The sequence below is a fragment of the Nonomuraea sp. NPDC001636 genome (assembly GCF_040298265.1).
Taxonomy (GTDB): Bacteria; Actinomycetota; Actinomycetes; order Streptosporangiales; family Streptosporangiaceae; genus Nonomuraea.
In genome coordinates this window covers 168,721-185,886 of record NZ_JBEOZT010000012.1, presented here as the reverse complement: position 1 = coordinate 185,886, position 17,166 = coordinate 168,721, and the positions used below count along the sequence as shown (strand labels likewise).

At 73.6% G+C, this 17,166-nt stretch carries 16 protein-coding genes; 9 read left to right on the top strand and 7 right to left on the bottom strand.

What is annotated here, in order from left to right; all coding sequences use genetic code 11:
* Positions 1-91: 91 nt before the first annotated feature.
* A complete protein-coding gene (locus tag ABT158_RS23585) occupies positions 92-940 on the top strand; it encodes a helix-turn-helix transcriptional regulator (RefSeq protein WP_352356662.1) in 849 nt (282 codons plus the stop codon).
* Positions 941-1,046: 106 nt separating this feature from the next.
* Here the strand turns inward: ABT158_RS23585 and ABT158_RS23580 are convergent, their stop codons facing one another.
* From ABT158_RS23580 to ABT158_RS23565, 4 genes are all read right to left on the bottom strand, one after another.
* Positions 1,047-1,403 (bottom strand): PRC-barrel domain containing protein, encoded by a 357-nt coding sequence (locus ABT158_RS23580; RefSeq protein WP_352356660.1) that lies wholly within the window; start codon positions 1,401-1,403, stop codon positions 1,047-1,049.
* A 78-nt stretch (positions 1,404-1,481) separates the two neighbouring features.
* A complete protein-coding gene (locus ABT158_RS23575) occupies positions 1,482-1,919 on the bottom strand; it encodes an SRPBCC family protein (protein ID WP_352356658.1) in 438 nt (145 codons plus the stop codon).
* Between the two features lie 60 nt (positions 1,920-1,979).
* Positions 1,980-2,858 (bottom strand): AraC family transcriptional regulator, encoded by an 879-nt coding sequence (locus ABT158_RS23570; RefSeq protein WP_352356656.1) that lies wholly within the window; start codon positions 2,856-2,858, stop codon positions 1,980-1,982.
* An 18-nt stretch (positions 2,859-2,876) separates the two neighbouring features.
* Positions 2,877-3,221: a VOC family protein gene (locus tag ABT158_RS23565; protein ID WP_352356654.1), complete on the bottom strand. Its 345-nt coding sequence runs from the start codon at positions 3,219-3,221 to the stop codon at positions 2,877-2,879.
* A 145-nt stretch (positions 3,222-3,366) separates the two neighbouring features.
* Here ABT158_RS23565 and ABT158_RS23560 point away from each other — a divergent pair, with 145 nt between their 5' ends.
* Complete coding sequence (locus ABT158_RS23560; protein WP_352356652.1) at positions 3,367-4,632, top strand: serine hydrolase domain-containing protein; 1,266 nt, start codon at positions 3,367-3,369, stop codon at positions 4,630-4,632.
* 103 nt (positions 4,633-4,735) lie between these two features.
* Here the strand turns inward: ABT158_RS23560 and ABT158_RS23555 are convergent, their stop codons facing one another.
* Positions 4,736-8,329, bottom strand: a complete 3,594-nt coding sequence (locus tag ABT158_RS23555) for an AfsR/SARP family transcriptional regulator (protein WP_352356650.1) — start codon at positions 8,327-8,329, stop codon at positions 4,736-4,738.
* A gap of 108 nt (positions 8,330-8,437) precedes the next feature.
* Between ABT158_RS23555 and ABT158_RS23550 the strand changes: the two genes are divergently transcribed.
* The gene (locus tag ABT158_RS23550; RefSeq protein WP_352356648.1) at positions 8,438-8,875 is read left to right on the top strand and encodes a cupin domain-containing protein; all 438 of its coding nucleotides are present in this window, start codon (positions 8,438-8,440) and stop codon (positions 8,873-8,875) included.
* On the opposite strand, the gene ABT158_RS23545 is transcribed toward ABT158_RS23550, so the two are convergent.
* Positions 8,848-9,828 (bottom strand): helix-turn-helix domain-containing protein, encoded by a 981-nt coding sequence (locus ABT158_RS23545; RefSeq protein WP_352356646.1) that lies wholly within the window; start codon positions 9,826-9,828, stop codon positions 8,848-8,850. The genes ABT158_RS23550 and ABT158_RS23545 overlap by 28 nt on opposite strands.
* Before the next feature lie 71 nt (positions 9,829-9,899).
* Here ABT158_RS23545 and ABT158_RS23540 point away from each other — a divergent pair, with 71 nt between their 5' ends.
* Complete coding sequence (locus tag ABT158_RS23540) at positions 9,900-10,976, top strand: saccharopine dehydrogenase family protein (protein ID WP_352356644.1); 1,077 nt, start codon at positions 9,900-9,902, stop codon at positions 10,974-10,976.
* Positions 10,977-11,052: 76 nt separating this feature from the next.
* On the opposite strand, the gene ABT158_RS23535 is transcribed toward ABT158_RS23540, so the two are convergent.
* Positions 11,053-11,718, bottom strand: coding sequence for an SDR family NAD(P)-dependent oxidoreductase (locus ABT158_RS23535; RefSeq protein WP_352356642.1), 666 nt, complete (start codon positions 11,716-11,718; stop codon positions 11,053-11,055).
* Positions 11,719-11,888: 170 nt separating this feature from the next.
* On the opposite strand from ABT158_RS23535, the gene ABT158_RS23530 reads away from it, so the two are divergent.
* The 5 genes from ABT158_RS23530 to ABT158_RS23510 all read left to right on the top strand — a co-directional run bounded on the left by ABT158_RS23530 (position 11,889) and on the right by ABT158_RS23510 (position 17,161).
* Positions 11,889-13,205 (top strand): ABC transporter substrate-binding protein, encoded by a 1,317-nt coding sequence (locus ABT158_RS23530; RefSeq protein ID WP_352356640.1) that lies wholly within the window; start codon positions 11,889-11,891, stop codon positions 13,203-13,205.
* Complete coding sequence (locus ABT158_RS23525) at positions 13,202-14,053, top strand: carbohydrate ABC transporter permease (protein WP_352356638.1); 852 nt, start codon at positions 13,202-13,204, stop codon at positions 14,051-14,053. The genes ABT158_RS23530 and ABT158_RS23525 overlap by 4 nt, the downstream gene beginning before the upstream one ends.
* Positions 14,050-14,859, top strand: coding sequence for a carbohydrate ABC transporter permease (locus ABT158_RS23520; protein WP_352356636.1), 810 nt, complete (start codon positions 14,050-14,052; stop codon positions 14,857-14,859). Before ABT158_RS23525 ends, ABT158_RS23520 begins: the two co-directional genes overlap by 4 nt.
* Before the next feature lie 167 nt (positions 14,860-15,026).
* Complete coding sequence (locus ABT158_RS23515; RefSeq protein ID WP_352356634.1) at positions 15,027-16,421, top strand: cytochrome b; 1,395 nt, start codon at positions 15,027-15,029, stop codon at positions 16,419-16,421.
* 71 nt (positions 16,422-16,492) lie between these two features.
* Positions 16,493-17,161 (top strand): HEAT repeat domain-containing protein, encoded by a 669-nt coding sequence (locus ABT158_RS23510; protein ID WP_352356632.1) that lies wholly within the window; start codon positions 16,493-16,495, stop codon positions 17,159-17,161.
* The last annotated feature ends 5 nt before the right edge of the window (positions 17,162-17,166 follow it).

Here is a 17,166-nt window from a genome sequence, read left to right as displayed (position 1 = left end):
GGGCAGGGCGCGCCGCTCAACCATCCCCCTGGCGTGGGTGCACCCAGCAGGTGTACCCACGCGGCCCGCCGGTCGGCCTAGGCTCGGTGGCGTGGAGAGTCTCGGAGCGTTTCTGAAGAGCCGTCGTGACCGGGTCACGCCCGCCGCGATCGGGCTGCGCACGTTCGGGACGGCCCGCCGGGTCCCGGGGCTGCGGCGCGAGGAGCTGGCGCAGCTCGCGGGGGTGAGCGCCGGGTACTACACGCGTCTGGAGCAGGGGCAGGCGGAGACCGCCTCGGAGCAGGTGCTCGACGCGCTGGCGCGGGTGCTGCGGCTCGACCGGATCGAGACCGTCCACCTGCACAATCTCGCCCGGCAACCGGCCCGGTCCCGGCTGTCCAGGCCGCCCGTGGAGGAGCCTCATCCGCGGGTGCTCGCGCTGCTGGAGTCGCTGAAGGACACGACGCCGGCGGTCGTGCTCGGCCGGCGTGGGGACGTGCTCGCGTGGAACCGTACGGGTCATGCGCTGATGGGGGAGCATCTGCCGTTCGAGGCGCCCTGGGATCCGGCGGACCGCCCGTCCGTCCCGAGGATGTTCTTCCTGGATCCGCTCTTCCGCGACCTGCACCGCAACTGGGACGAACTAGCCCGCATCCATGTCGCCTACCTCCGGCTCACCGCGGGCCGGTTCCCCTCGGACGCCCGCCTGGCGGAGCTGATCGGGGAGCTGACGATGCACAGCGCGGAGTTCGCGGCGTTGTGGGCGGTGGGCGAGGTCGCCGACTGCACGGTGGGCACGATGCGCCTGCGGCATCCCACGGTCGGCGCGGTCGACGTCGACTACCAGGTCTGGCTCCAGCCCGACAGCCCCGACCACCGGGTCGAGATCTACACCCCGGCCGACCCGTCCTCCGCCGACGCCCTGCGCATCCTGACCCACCAGACCGGCCGGACGTCCTGAGACGTCCGGCCCTCGGGGGCCCGCCGGTCGCAGAGCTGTGGGGCCTTGGCAGCTGCTGCGGCGCGCGTCGCGCCCGGCGGGCACCCCGGCGGGTACCCGGGTTACGTCAGACGGTGCCGTTGAAGCGGCTGTAGTACGCGCCCACCTCGTTGCGGTGGACGTCGTCGTTGTACACGGCGTCCTCGTCGAACTTCGGCGAGTCCTTGATCTCCTGCTTGGTCCGCGCGAGGTGGACCTTGCGCTCCTGCGGGTCGATCCGCGTGACGGTGCCGGCCGGCAGCACGACCTTCTTGCCGAAGATCCACGGACCGGTGTCGACCACCAGGTAGCTGTCGCCGACGGTGTGGCTCGCCTCGTCCACCGAGCCGATCGAGCCGTCGGTGGCCTCGACGTCGAAGCCGACCACGTCGAGAGTCTTGTCGCCGTAGACGTCGGAGCCGTAGCTCCACATGTCCTGAGACAAGGGGTTTCCTCCTGATGATCTAGAGAACGTTGCCCACCCACTCTTCCCGGGTCAGCCGCGCCAAACATCGAACCGCGGTCACTTCGCCGCGCGGGCGGCGTAGGCGGCCAGGCCGTCGGCCATGCCCTGCACGAAACGGGTCAGGTACCACCGCCAGAAGGCGCCCGACAGCGGCATCCTCGGCTCGAAGGCGGCGGACCAGGTGATGTCGGTGCCGCCGCCGGCGGCCGGCGCGAGCTCGACCGTCCCGCGGTAGGAGCGGAACGGGCCGCCCAGGTTGTCGTAGACGAACCGCCGGTCGGGGACGAGCTCGACGACGCGCTCACGCGAGACGTTGCGCCCGGTGCGGAAGACCCTGGTGTCGCCCGCCTGCTGCCGGGCCGCCGGATCGCCGCCCTCGACGTCGGCGGAGTCGATGGGCGACCACGACGGCCAGGTGGCGGCGTGCGTGAGCGCCGCGAAGACGGCCTCGGGGGCGGCCTGCGAGCGGGCGGTCACGGCGAAGGAGTACGGCATGAGCTCCAACGTAGGCACCGGCCCCGCCCGTGGGCCATGCGCACGATTGCCGTCGATCGGTCAGTTCTTGCGGTACGCCGACGGCCGCACGCCGGTCTGCCGCAGGAAGGCCGACGACAACGAGCCCGCGCCGGCGAACCCGCACCGCCCGGCGATCTGCTCGACGCTGAGCGAGGTGGACGACAGCAGCCGCCGCGCCTCCTCAATGCGCAGCCCGGTGAGGAACCGGTGAGGCGTCTGGCCGGTGCCCTCCCGGAACACCCGGACGAAGTGGTACACGCTCAGATGCACCTCGGCCGCGACGGCGGCCAGCGTCAGCGGCTCGGCCAGGCGCTCGGTCATGACGGCGACAGCCGCCCGGACGGCCGCGTGCTCCGGGCCGGGCAGGCGCTCGGCCCCGCCCCGGGTCAGCAGGTGCGTCACGAGGAAGGCGGCGGCGGACTCGGCGTACAGGTCGCCGGCCGCCGCCCGGCCCGGCAGCGCGCGCAGCAGCTGCTCGACGACCGGATCACCGGCCGCCAGGGCCGCGGCCGTCGCCTCGAAGTCGGGCTCGCGACCGCCCAGCGCGTCGGCGGCCCGCCGGACGGCCGCCGCGGGGACGTGCACCTGGACGGTGCGCAGCCCGGCCGCCGCCCGGTAGCTGATCGACCCGGCGCGGCCGGGGACCATGAGCTCCAGGTGGCCCGGGACCCAGCGCCGCCGGGCCGGCCTGCCGCCCGCGTGCATCCGCAGGTCGGCGTTCCCCGCCACGCAGAGCACGAGATGCAGGTCGGACACGGCGGGCAGGGGGAAGTGCTCGGCCTCGGGCGCGTGCCGGAAGCCCTGCACCAGCAGCGACCGCCAGCCCGCGTCGTCCCAGCTGTTGTACGTGTGCCGCACGTACGCCGAGGTGTCGAGGCCGGCGTAGGGCGCCAGGTCGAAGTCGGGCGAGTCGAACACGTCCCGAGCCTAACCGGATCACCGCGGCGGGGCCTCGGCGAGCGAGAGGCTGTTGCCGTCCGGGTCGAGGACGTCCACGTGGCGCACGCCGTTGCCGTACGTCTCCACGGGCCCGTGCTCGATGCCGTGCCCGGCCAGCCTGGCCAGGATGTCGTCGAGGCCGGACACGCCGAACGTGATCATGGTGCCGCCGACGCGCGCGGCCCGCATGTGCCGGTCGTCGATGACGACCCACGCGTTCTCGCCGACCTGCCACAGGTGCTCCTCGCCGACGATCTCGTCCGCCGGGCGGCCGAAGAACACCTCGTACCACTTCCGCGCCGCCGCCCGGTCGCGTACGCACACCACGCTGTACAGATCCACTCGGACCACTCCTTCCTGTCGCCATGAAGACTCCACCGGTGGGGCGAACTCATCGCGGCGGCTGACAGCGGGATGTGTGCGGTTTGTGAGCGGGGGGCCGGAGGGTGGGGGCGTTGGTGTCACCCTATGGAGGAGGAACCGGTTCATGTACCCCTGTGATGTCCCGTCCCGCCGGGCTGCCCGCCCGGCACGGCGGCCGCGGTGGCTGCGCGCGCTCACGGCCTCCGTGCCCGCCGCGGGCCTGGCGGTGGTCGCGGCGCTCCCGGCCGCCGCCACGTCCCGGCCGGCCCTGGACGGGACGCCCGCCCTGCTGCAGCGCCTGGCGCGGAAGGTGGTGGCGGCCGGGGCGCCCGGCGTGCTCGTCCGGGTCGACGACGGCCGCGGCCGGCCCGTCGAGATCGCCGAGCAGGCCGCCTGGACCCGACGCGACCACGTGCTCAAGGCGGGCGACGAGTTCCGCATGGGGTCCAACACCAAGACCATGGTCGCCGTGCTGGTGCTGCAACTCGTCGCCGAGGGCAGGCTCGCCCTGACCGACCCGGTGGACAAGTGGCTGCCCGGCCAGGTCCCCGGCGGCGGCGCGATCACGCTGCGCATGCTGCTGAACCACACCAGCGGCCTGTACGACTACACCGAGGACCCCGCCGTCCGGCCCTCGCTGCTCGGCAAGGACCGGCGGCGGTGGACCCCGGCGAAACTGCTGGCCCTCGGGGTGAAGCATGCTCCGCTGTTCGCGCCCGGCGCCAAGTGGTCCTACAGCAACACCGGCTACGCCGCCATCGGCGCGGTCCTGGAGCGGGTCACAGGGACGAGCCTGGCCGCGCTGGTCAGGGACCGGATCGCCCGGCCGCTCGGCCTCGGCCGCACCTACTACGCGACCGGGCCCGCCTGGCGCGGCCCGTACGCCCGCGGCTACGAGCCGGACGCCGCCCACCAGCCGCCCGCGGTGCCGGCCGCGTTCCGGCGGCTCGCCGGGCCGCGCCACGACGGGCATGTGGACGTCTCCGGCCACGACCCCGGCTGGGGCGGCCCGGCCGGGGCGGTGGTGTCCAGCACCCGCGACTGGGCCCGCTTCCACGCCGCGCTCATGTCCGGCAGGCTGCTGCCCGCCGCCCAGCTGCGTACCACCGTCCCGATGGATCCGCGGCAGCCGGACGGGCCCGGCTACGGGCTGGGCATCCAGACCGCCGCCCATCCGTGCGGCACGTTCTGGGGACACGACGGCGGCATGCCGGGCTACCTGACCACCAACCTCACCGACCGGACCGGCGGCCGCACGGCCACCGTGCTCGTCGCGTCGGAGTTCTGGGCCGAGTTCGAGGCCGACCCGAAGCTCGCCAAGGCCGTCCAGGCGCTGCAGACGGCGGTGACCTGCACGATGTTCGGCAAGCCGGTGCCGGACGCCGGCTGAGCGGCGCGGTGATCGGGCAGCGTCGGCCGAGCGGCGCGTGACCGGGCGGCGCTGGATGAGCGGCGCTGGATGAGCGGCGCGTGGCTGGGTCTGGTGAGCGGCGCTAGCTGGGCGGCGTGGTGACGGCTGCTGTCACCAGGCTCTCGGCCTGTGCTCGTGACATCGCCGCGCCGCCCGCGTGTGCGGCGGCGAACCCGGCGGGGCCCAGGGCGGTCTCGGCCCGCCGGGTGAGCCGCCGCAGGTCGGGGTCGCCGGGGCCGGTCCAGCCGCCCAGGACGGTGGCGGCCCCGAGCAGCCGGCCGGCCCGTTCCGGCCGGTCCCGGCCGAGCTCGATCGCGGCGGCCACCACCGCGGTCGCGGCCGCGACCGGCGTGTGCCAGGTCAGCGTCAGGCGCACCGCCGGATGATCGAGCCGGCGGGCCGCTTGGTCGGGGAACCCTTCGGCGAGGTCCGCCCGAGCCAGTACGCCCAGCAGCAGCGCGGTCAGCGGCGGCGTGGTGGATCGATCGGGAGGGGCGCACGCCAGACCGGCCAGGGCATGTTCGCGGGCCGCCGCCGCCCGCCCGGCGGCCAGCTCCAGCCGGGCCAGGCCCAGGCGCGCCTGGGTGCTCGACTCGGCCGACCCGCTGCGCCCGGCCCGGTCGAGCAGGCCGGTCAGGGCCCGCCGGCCGCCGTCCACGTCGCCGGACTCGGCCCGGTGCAGCGCGGCGGCCACCTCGTTCTCCATGGTGTGCTCGGGCATGCCGAGCTCGCGGAAGCACCGGTTGGCGCGCTCGGCCAGGGCGGGCGCGGCGGCCGCCGAGCCGGACCGGACCAGCGCCGAGCCGAGGGCGCTCAGCGTCATGCCCTGCCCCCAGCGCTCGCCGAGCGGCTCGAAGCCGGCCAGCGCGCGGCCCAGCGTGTCCTCGGCCTCGGCGAGGTGGCCGGTGTTCATGGCCAGCACGCCGCTGACCAGCAGCGCCAGCGACCGGCTCCACGGGTCCGTCCCCTCGGCCGGTACGGCGTGGCCGCCCTTCGCGGCTATGCCGACCGCCAGGCGGGCCATCTCGGCGATGGGATGCGTGCCTGGGACGAGCTGGGCCAGGGCCGTCCTGATCCGGTCGAAGGCGGCGTCGGTCTCCTCCGGCCCGGCGGCCTCGACGGTGGCGATCGCGTGGGCGGCGGCGACCAGCGCGCGGGATCGCGGGTCGGCCGGACCGTCGGTCTGCAGCACCCGGCCGAGCAGGTCGAGCGACTCGGGCGGGAAGTCCCGCAGGAACCAGTACCAGCTCAGCGCGACGCCGAACCGTACGGCCCGCTCGGCGTCCCCGGACTCGACCGTCCAGCGGATCGCGGCCGACAGGTCGTCCCGTTCCGCCGCCAGGCGGGCCAGCGGGCGGAGCTGGTCCGACGTGCGCAGGTGGGGGTCGGCGGCCTCGGCCAGCCGCAGGAAGAACCGGGCGTGCCGGTCGCGCGTGGCGGCGACCTCGGCGCGTTCGGCCAGCCGCGCCAGGCCGTACTCGCGGATGGTCTCCAGCAGGCGGTAACGCGGCTCGGCCGGGTCGGCGGAGTCCACCAGATGCAGCAGGGACTTGTCGACCAGCGCCGCCAACAGCTCCGGCACGTCGTCCACGCCGCCGACGGCCACCGCGTCGTCAGACCCGCCGATGGCTGCGGTGGCGTTCGAGCTGCTGAGGGCCGTCGCGGTGTCCGAGTAGCCGATCGCGGCTGCGGCGGCCTCGGTGAAGCTGCCGCGTACGACGGACAGCCGTTCCAGCAGGGATCGTTCGCCGGGGTCGAGCAGGTCCCAGCTCCAGGCGACGGCGGCGGCGAGGGTGCGGTGGCGCGGCAGCGCCGTCCGGCTGCCGGCGGTGAGCAGCCGGAACCGGTCGTCCAGCCGGGCCGCGACCGCCTCGACCGGCAGGACGCGCAGCCGGGCGGCGGCCAGCTCGATCGCCAGCGGCAGGCCGTCGAGGCGGCGGCAGATCTCGACGGTCGCCGCCAGCGCGCCGCCCTCCAGGACGAACCCGGGCCGTACGGCGGCGGCGCGGTCGCGGAACAGCCGGACCGCCGCGACGGCCCGGGCCGCCTCCGGCGTCGCATCCGGTTCCGGCAGGTCCAGCGGCGGGACCGGGTGCAGGGTCTCGCCGTCGATGCGCAGGGGTTCGCGGCTGGTGGCCAGCACCCGCAGCCGCGGGCAGCGGCCGAGCAGCGTCCCGCACAGCGTGGCGGCGGCCCCGATCACGTGCTCGCAGTTGTCCAGCACCAGGACCAGGTCGTCGTCCGCGAGCAGCTCGACCAGATCGTCCGGCTCGGCCCGCGCGGGCGCGCCCTCCTTGCGCGTCCGCAGTAGGTCGAGCAGCACGCGGGGGACGTCGTCGGGCCCGGCCGCGGCCAGCGGCACGAACAACACCCCGCCGGACGGCGTGAGCTGCCGGCCGACCGCCCCGGCCAGCCGGGTCTTGCCCGCCCCACCGGGGCCGACCAGGGTGACCAGCCGGGCCCGGCCGAGCAGTCCGGTCACCCGGCGCACGTCCTCGTCGCGGCCCACGAAGCTCGTGAGCGGGACGTCGAGATTGCCGTGCGACCGGCCCGACGGCAACGGCCCGTACGGCCCAGCCGCCCCGAAGGGGCCAAGTGGTCCCGACGGCCCCGACGGCCCGGATGGCCCGGATGGCTCGGATGGCCCAGGCTGCCCCGACGACCCCCAAGACCCCGACGCCCCTGACGGCGGCCCGGACGGCCCGGGCGCCCCGGAGGGGCCAGGTGGCCCGGACGGCCCGGAGGGTCCCGGCAGCCGGCGGGGGCCGGGAAGGTCGCCGCGCAGGACCGCCAGGTGGGCTTCCTGGAGGTGCGGTCCCGGGTCGCCGCCGAAGTCGTCGGCGAGCCGGCCGCGGATGCGCTGGTAGGCGGCCAGCGCCTCGGCCCCGCGCCCGTCGCGGGCGAGCGCCCGGATGAGCTGGGCGTGCAGGCGCTCGCGCAGCGGGTGGGCGGCGGCCAGCGATTCCAGCTCGGCGACCAGGCCGAGATCGGCGCCCAGCACCAGGTCACCGCCCAGCGCCAAGTCACCGCCCAGCCTCAGATCACTGCCCAGCGCCAGGTCGCCGCTCAGCCTCAGGTCATTGCCCAACCTCAGGTCAGCGCCCAGCGGGGGAGCGCTCAGCGGGTCGTCGCCCAGCGTCAGGTCGGCCTCGATGCGGTCCTCCAGGGCGGCCAGCCGGGCGCGTTCGAGCCGGTCGGCCTCGGCGGCGGCGAACGGCGCCGCCCGCACGTCGGCCAGGGCCGGTCCGCGCCACAGGCCCAGGGCCTCCCGCAGGACGGCGGCCGCCTCGGCGGGCCGGTCGCGAGCGGCCGCCCGCCCCTGCCTGACCAGCCGCTCGAACCGCACGGCGTCGACGGCGTCCGGCTCGACGGCCAGACGGTACCCGGCGGGGCCGGAGGTGAGCAGCCCGGGATGCCCGAGGACGCGCCGGAGCCGGGACACCAGCGACTGCAGCGCGTGCATGGGGGCCTGCGGCGGCGCGTCGTCCCACAACGCCTCGGTCAGGGTCTCGGGCCGGACGGCCCGACCGGCGTCGAGGGCCAGCCTGGCCAGCAGCGCCCGCAGTCGCGCGCCGCCGACCCGCGCCGGACCGTCGGCGGTCACCAGCGACAGGGGGCCTAGGACGCCCACGCGCAGTTGTCCGCCGTCGCCGTCCGTCCTGGTCGAGTCCGCCATGGCCAGGAGTCTGGCACGCGGCGGCGGGTCGTGCCGTCCTTGACCAACCGGACCGCGGTCCGATACGTTGCCGGAGTTATTCGGACCACAGTCCACTTGGAGATCGAGATGCTCAAGAAAGTGATCACGGCCGGTTCGCTGGCCCTCATGGTGCTCGGCGCCCCCAGCGCGTACGCCGACTCCGGCCCCGGCGAGGTCGTCCACCACTCGCACGAGGAGGCCGGGGCCCCCTGCGAGGGGCTGAAGGGCTGCACGTTCGTCCAGCTGAAGGGCGACCCGAAGACCGGCCCCTCGGAGGCCGTGTTCACCCTCAAGGCCGGCACGCCCTTCCCGCCGCACTGGCACACCAGCCCCGAGCACGTCGTCGGCGTCTCCGGCGTGATGCTGTGGAACGTCAAAGGCCACAGGACGTACCGGATCGGCGCGGGCGACTACCTGTACTACCCGTCGAAGGCCGAGCACTGGGGCAAGTGCGCCGCGGGCGCCGACTGCGTCTACTACGTGTACGACTCCAAGCCCTACGACTTCCACCCCGCCGTCCGCTGAGCGGGCGTCGCCCCGCGGGCGCGGAAGGTGCGCCGGTAGGCGTCCGGAGGCACGCCGACCGTGCGGTTGAAGTGCCGGCGCAGTGTGGCCGCGGTGCCCATGCCGGTGGCCTCGGCGATGGCGTCCACGCCGTCGTCGGTGGTCTCCAGGAGCTCCTGGGCGCGGCGGATGCGCTGGGTGAGCAGCCACTGCAGCGGGGTGGTGCCGGTCATGGACCTGAAGTGGCGGCCGAGGTGGCGCGAGCTCAGGTTCGCCCGGCGGGCCAGGTCCTCCACCGTCAGGGGCTGGTCCAGGTTCCGGCCCGCCCAGGCGAGCAGGTCGCTGAGCGGATGCCCGTGCGGCTCGGGGACGGGGGTGGCGACGAACTGGGCCTGGCCGCCGGGCCGGTGCGGCGCCACGACCAGGCGGCGCGCGATCGCGTTGGCGACCGCCGAGCCGTGGTCGCGGCGGACCAGGTGCAGGCACAGGTCCAGGGCGGCGGCCTTGCCCGCGGCGGTGAGCACGCTGCCCTCGTCCACGTAGAGCACGTCGGGATCGACCTGGATCCGGGGATGGCGGGCGGCCAGCGTCTCGGTGTGGGCCCAGTGGGTGGTGGCTCGCCGTCCGTCCAGCAGGCCGGCCGCGGCCAGGACGAACGCGCCCGTGCACAGCGAGGCGACCCGCGCGCCCGCCTCGTGCGCCGCGCGCACGGCCGCGACGAGGTCGGCCGGCGGCTCCTCGTCCACCTCGGCCCAGCCGGGGACGATCACCGTGTCGGCCCGGACGAGCCGGTCGAGCCCGGCGTCGGGTTCGAGCAGGAACCGCCCGTCGGCCCGTACGGGACCGGCTCCGCAGATGACCGGCTCGTACCAGCGTTCGTCGGGGACGGGCGGGGGCGAGCTGAACAGCTCGTAGGCCAGGGCCAGCTCGAAGTGCAGGATCCCGTCGGCGACGGCTACCGCGACTGTGGTCACGTCCGGAATTGTACGCATCGTGTCGTTCCGGACGCTCGTGCGGCGACGCGGCGGGCCGCCAGGATGTCCGCATGGCTGATGCGCACATGACACAGATGACGACGACGGGCTCCGCGGTGGCGGTCTACGGCGCGTACGGGCACACGGGCCGTTTCGTGGTGGCGGAGTTGCTGCGCCGCGGGCTGGTGCCCGTGCTGGCGGGCCGCGACGGCGACGCGCTGAAGGCGCTGGCCGAGGCGTACCCCGAACTGGCGGTCAGGCAGGCGTCGGTGGACGATCCGGCGGCACTGGACCGCGCCCTGGACGGCGTGACCGCGGTGATCAACTGTGCCGGGCCCTTCGCCGCCACGGCCGCCCCCGTGATCGAGGCGGCCCTGCGCGCCGGCGTCCCGTACGTGGACGTCGCGGCGGAGATCGAGGCCAACGTGGACACCTTCGAGCTGTTCGCGGAGCGCGCCAGGGAGGCGGGGGCGGTGATCGTCCCCGCGATGGCCTTCTTCGGCGGGCTCGGCGACCTGCTGGTCACGGCGGCGATGGACGACTGGACCGGCGCCGACGAGGCGCACGTCGCCTACGGGCTGGACAGCTGGCACCCCACGGCCGGCACCCGGGCCGCGGGCAAGGTCTCCAGGGAGCGGCGCGCCGGCCGGCGCGTCCGCCACGCCGGCGGCCGGCTGGAGTACCGCGACGACCGGGCGCCGGCCGGGACGTGGTCCTTCCCCGAGCCGACCGGGACGCGCGACGTCATCGCCGAGTTCTCGATGGCCGACATCGTGACCGTCCCGAGCCACCTGGACATCCCCGAGGTGCGCAACTACATGACGGTCGAGGCGGCCACGGACGTGGTGAACCCCGACACCCCGGCCCCGGTCGCGGCCGACGAGCACGGACGGTCGGCGCAGCCGTTCGTCGTGGACGTGGTCGTGCGTTCGGGCGCCGGGGAACGCCGGGCGGTGGCCCGCGGCCGGGACATCTACGCCGTCAGCGCGCCGCTCGCGGTGGAGGCCGTCGAGCGCATCCTCACCGGCCGGACCAGGGCCGCCGGGGTGGCCTCGGCGGGACGCGTCTTCGACGCGCCGGACTTCCTGCGGGCGCTGTCGCCCCACATCGAGGTCGAGGTCGAGCTCGACGCCGCGGCCCAAGGCTGAGGCGCCCGCGCCTCGACCATCTCGCGACCTGGGCCGCCGACGTGACGCCGGGCCGTCCTGACGGCATGAGCAGGGGTCAGCCCGGCAGCACCGACAGTTCGCAGACGTAGGAGTCGGCCGGCGCGTTCAGCGCCCACACGACCATCGCGGCCAGCGATTCCGGCCGGATGCACGCCTGCGGGTCGTACGGGCGGCCGAAGGCGGCCCTGACCTCGCCCAGCAGGTCGGTCGCCGTGGCCGCGGGGTAGACCGTGGTGACCCGGACCCCGTGGCCGGCCTCCTCCTCGCGCAGCGAGTCGGCCAGTTCGCGCAGCGCCGCCTTGCTGGCCACGAACGCCGACCAGCGCGGGACGCCGGTCAGCCCGGGTGAGGCGTTCACGAAGATCACATGGCCCTTGGACCGCCGCAACGCGGGCAGCGCGAGCCGGACGAGCTCGGCGGCGGAGGCCACGTTCACCGCCATCGTCCGCCGCCACGTGTCGGGGCCGGCCTCGGCGACGGCCTCCACGGGGGAGATGCCGGCGCAGTGCACCACCGCGTGGATCTCCGTCGGCTCGGCCGTCAGCGCCTCCATGGCGGGGGCCAGCGACGCGGGGTCGGCCAGGTCGGCCTCGATCCCGCGGACGTCCAGCCGCCCGACGTCGCGTCCGACGGCGATCACCCGGTGCCCGGCCGCGTCGAGCGCGGCGGCCAGCGCCCTTCCGATGCCTCCGGTGGCCCCGGTCAGCAGCACGTTCCCCATGGGGGCCGATCATCCCGGCAGGACGAGGGGGACGCAACGGCCTTTCCGCCCGTCCGCTCACATCCATCGGGAACGGTTCGATTTCACCTCTGGTGCACCAGGCGTATTCAGCGTACGTTACTCAGCACTCAGTATTCAGAGTGTGACATGTTACAGATCCAGAGGTCACCGTGAAGATCCACACAATCGCGGCCGGGCTGCTGGCCACCGGGCTTCTCGCCGCCGGATGCGCCACCGGCGGAACCGGCGCGGCCAAGGGGCCCGCTCCCTCGATCGCCGCCTCCACCCCCGCGGAGCTGTCCGGCGAGGTCAAGGTGTGGTCGTTCGACGTGGGCGCGACCGCCCTGAAGCGTCTGGCGCCCGAGTTCACCAAGCTGCACCCCAAGGTGAAGATCGACGTGACGGACGTCGGCTACGACAACATCTACGAGAAGGTCACGGTCGGCATGCAGTCCGGCACCGGCCTGCCCGACGTCGTGCACCTTGAGGACGAGCGCGTCCCCGGCTACGCCAAGAACTTCCCCAACGGGCTGGCCGACCTCGGCCCGGTCGCCGGCAAGCTGAAGGCCGACTTCGACCCGGCCAAGTGGCAGACGGCCTCCGGCGAGGGCGGCAAGCTGTTCGCGCTGCCGTGGGACTCCGCGCCCGTCGGCCTGTTCTACCGGCGCGACTACTTCGAGCAGGCCGGGATCAAGGCCGAGGACATCCAGACCTGGGACGACCTGATCAAGGCCGGCGAGACGCTGAAGGCCAAGACCGGCAAGAAGCTCATGGTCTCCGACCTGGGCAACAGCGAGCCGCTGTTCACCACCTTGTTGCAGCAGCAGAAGCAGGGCAGGTTCGTGGACGGCAAGGTCGCGGTCAACACCCCGGCCGCCGTCAAAGCGCTGACCCTGATCAAGACGATGAACGACAAGGGCCTGCTGCAGAACGAGCAGGGCTGGGACGGCCGGGTCACCGCGACCAAGGAGGGCAAGGCGGCCGTCGCGCCCACCGCCGTCTGGTGGACGGGCACGCTGGTGTCGGAGATGCCGGAGCTCAAGGGCAAGTTCGGCGTGATCCCGCTGCCCGCGTTCGAGCCGGGCGGGGTGCGCACCTCGGCCAACGGCGGGTCCATGCTGGCGGTCACCGGCCAGACGAAGAACCAGCAGGCGGCGTGGGCGTTCGTCGAGTTCGTCACGGCGAACAAGGACAGCCAGCTGTCGATGATGAAGCAGGAGTCGCTCTTCCCGGCCTACCTGCCCGCACTGGCCGACCCGTACTTCTCCGAGCCGGTCGAGTACTTCGCCGGGCAGCCGGTCAACAAGATCTTCGCCGACCAGGTGCGCGCCATCCCGGCCGTGGAGTCCACCGACGACGACGCCGAGGCCAGTGAGCTGCTGAAGAAGCTGCTGCAGCGTGCCGTGGTGGGCGGGAAGGACCCCAAGGCCGTGCTGGACGAGGCGGCCGAGCAGATCGCGTCCGCCACGAAGCGGGAGATCGGATGACCGTTCGGCGCCGCCTGGTCCCCTGGATCTTCGCGGGGCCCGCCGCCGCGCTGCTGGCGCTCTTCTTCGCCTACCCCCTCGGGGCCAGCCTCTGGCAGAGCCTCCAGCGGACCGAGGACGGCCTGACCGAATGGGCCGGCCTGGAGAACTACCAGCGCCTCCTGCACGACGACAGGTTCCTGCAGTCCCTGGTCAACGTGGGGCTGATCCTGGTCGTGCAGGTCCCCATCATGATCGGGCTGGCGCTGGCGCTGGCGTACGTGCTCAACCAGTCGTGGCTGCGCTTCCGCGCCACGCTGCGGATCGCGTACTTCCTGCCCGCCGTGACGACGCTGGTCGCCTACGCGGTGGTCTTCCGGGTGCTGCTGCGCACCGACGGCGGCATGGTCAACCAGCTGCTCGGCGCCGAGATCGCCTGGCTGGACGACCCGGCCTGGGCGCGGGTGGCGCTGATCGCGTCCATCACCTGGCGGTGGACGGGCTACAACATGATCATCCTGCTGGCCGGCCTGCAGGCGATCGGCAAGGAGCAGTACGAGGCCGCCTCGATCGACGGGGCCGGGCCGCTGCGGTCGTTCGTCAGCGTGATCGTGCCGCAGCTCAAGCCGGTGATCCTGTTCTGCTCGATCACCTCCACGATCGGCACGCTGCAGCTGTTCGACGAGAACAAGCTGCTCACCGACGGCGGCCCCGACGACGCGACCACCTCGCCGATCCTGCTGCTCTACCAGGTCGGCTTCAAGCAGTTCGACTTCGGTTACGCCGCGGCGATGGCCTGGGTGGTGGTGCTGCTCATCGGGGTGCTCTCCTACGCCCAGTTCAAGTGGTTCGGGAAGGAGAAGTCATGAAACGCCTGCTGCTCTGGCTGCTCATGGCGGCCGGCGCGGTGGTCAGCGTCGCGCCGTTCTACTGGATGTTCGTCGCCTCCACGCACGACACGTCGGAGCTGTTCCGCAGCCCGCCGCCGTTCCTGCCGGGCGACGACCTGCTGGACAACCTGCGGTCGCTGGAGGAGACGATCGGCTTCTCCCGCGTGGTGCTCAACAGCCTCGGCACGGCCCTCGTCTACACCGCGCTGTCCGTGCTGGTCAGCGCCATGGGCGGGTACGGCCTGGCCAAGTACCGCTTCCGCGGGCGCGGCCTGCTGCTCGCGGTGATCCTGGCGACGATGATGATCCCGTTCCAGGTGCTGCTGGTGCCGCTGTTCCAGATGATGGCCAGCATCGGCTGGGTCGACTCCTACGAGTCGATCGTCATCCCGTTCCTGGCCAACTCGTTCGGCATCTTCCTCATGCGCCAGGCCTTCCTCGACTTCCCCGACCAGCTCATCGAGAGCGGACGCCTGGACGGCGCCGGAGACCTGCGGATCTTCTACCGGATCGTGCTGCCCGTGGTCCGGCCGCAGCTCGGCGCGCTGGTCATCTTCACGTTCATGAGCCAGTGGAACTCCTTCATCTGGCCGCTGCTCATGCTCACCAGCGAGGAGAAGTACGTGCTGCCGGTCGCGCTCAGCCACCTGACCGGGCTGACCCGCGTCGACTACTCGGGCCTGATGCTGGGCGCGCTGCTGGCCACGCTGCCGCTGATGCTCATCTTCTTCGTCTTCCAGAAGCAGTTCGTCTCCGGGCTGCTCGGCGGAGCGGTGAAGGGGTGAAGGGGTGAACCCCCGGCCCCGCCGCTGACGTCGGCCTGCCGGAGTGCCCGCGCTCCGGCAGGCCCGGACGCCGGGAGCGACCCGTTATGACGTAACTCACCCTCCTCGACGTCACATCTCGGCCGCCGATCCCGTCTTGTAGGCGAAGGCGAAACGAGGAGGGTCCGATGCGCTCATCGGTGCGGAAACGTCAGTCGTCGGGGCTCGGTCATTGGTCGTTCATGTTCGCCGAGGTGGCGATCTGGTCCTTCGCCGTCCTGGTGGTGACCGGGCTGTTCCTCATGGTGTTCTTCGACCCGGACATGTCCCCGGTGCTCTACCAAGGCGTGTACACGCCGCTGAGCGGCGTCCCGGTCAGCAGGGCGTTCGACTCGACCATGCGGTTGAGCCTGGAGGTGCGCGGCGGGCTCCTCGTCCGGCAGGTGCACCACTGGTCAGCGCTGGTGTTCGTGGCGGCGGTCGCGCTGCAGTTGCTGCGCATGTTCGTGACCGGCGCGTTCCGGCGGCCGCGGGTGCCGCAGTGGCTGATCTGGGTGACGCTGCTGCCGCTCGGAATGGCCGCGGGGGAGACCGGCAACATCCTGCCCGACGACATGCTCTCCGGCGGCAGCCTGTGGCTGATCCAGTCGGTGCTGCTGTCGATCCCCGTCGTGGGGTCGTACGGCGCGCAGCTGCTCTTCGGCGCCGGGTTCCCCGGCGACAGCATCATCCCCACCATGTACTGGACGCACGTGCTGGTGATCCCGGCGGCCATGGTCGCGCTGCTCGCCGCCCGCGAATGGCTGGTGCGCCGGCACGGGCACTCGCGGTTCGCCGCGCCGGTCCCGGCTCGGGCGGGCGTGCGGCCGTTGATGGCGGGCACGACGATCGGCGTCCTGGTCATCCTCGGCCTGGCCTTCCAGATCGCCCCCATCTGGTTGTACGGCCCGGCCGGGCCCGGCCAGATCTCGGCCGGCTCGGTGCCCGACTGGTACATGGGCTTCCTCGACGGCGCTCTGCGGATCATGCCGGGCTGGGAGCTGACGATCGGGGGGTACACGCTCAGCCTCGCGGTCCTGGTGCCCACGCTGGTGGTGCCCGGGGTGTTCTTCACCGTCCTGGCCGGCTACCCGCTGGGCGAGCGCCTCGTCCTGCGGCGGCTCGGCCGGCGCGACGCGCTCGGCCGGCCCAAGAGCAGGAGCCGCCTGGCCACCGAGGCGACCGGCCCGGCCGTGCTGGACCGGCCGCGCGAGGCGCCCGTGCGGACCGCCGTCGCCACCGCCGGGGTCGCCTTCTACGGGCTGCTGTGGGCCGCCGCGGCCAACGACCAGCTCGCCCACCAGTTCCACCTCACGGTGGAGGCCGTGACGATCTTCTTCAGGTACGCCGTCCTGCTCGGCCCGGTCGTCGCCTTCTGGCTGACCCACCGGCTCTGCCTCGGCCTGCGCCTCCAGGACCGGCACGACCGGGAGCACGGGCCGGAGAGCGGCGTGATCGTCCGGAGCGCGCAGGGCGGCTTCCACGAACGCCCGATGCCCGTCGAGCCCGAACGGCAGCACGCGGTCACCGGGCCGCGCGACTGACCGCGCGGGCCGGGCCGCTTGACCTTGACACTGTGACAAGGTCTTCACTGGTCGCCGAGGAGGTGGTCCCGATGACCAGACAGGAACAGGACCAGGACCCCACCGGCGCCGTCGGAGGGCTGGCGGCCGGCGACCCGTCCGTACGGCTGCGGGCGGCCCTGGCGGTGGGCACGACGCCGGACCCGCGCCTCGTGGACGCGCTCGTCGAGCGCTGCGCGGTCGAGCCGGAGTTCCACGTGCGCGACATGCTCACCTGGGCGCTCACCCGCCATCCGGCGGAGCTGACGGTCCCGAGGCTGCTCGGCGAGCTGCGTTCGGCACGCGCGCAGGCCCGCGGCCAGGCGCTGCACACGCTGTCCAAGATCGGCGACCGGCGGGCGTGGCCGGCGATCACCCGCGAGCTGCTGACCGACGCCGACGACGAGGTGGCGCGCAGCGCCTGGCGGACCGCGGTGCTGCTGGCCCCCGAAGAGGAGCAGCCCCGACTGGCCGAAGTATTGTCGACACAGCTCGGGCGCGGCCGACGGGAGACCCGGCTGAGCCTCAGCCGGGCGCTGGTCGCGCTCGGTGAGGTGATCGAGCCGGTGCTGCGGGCCGCGATGGCCGACCCGGATCCCGGCGTGCGCACGCACGCCGGGGCCACGGAACGGCTGCTGCGCGACCCGGAGGCCGGATTCGAGTTCGCGATCGAGGAGGCGAAACGCGTCGTGGCCCTCGGCGCCGGCGGCCAGGAGGGATGATGGGC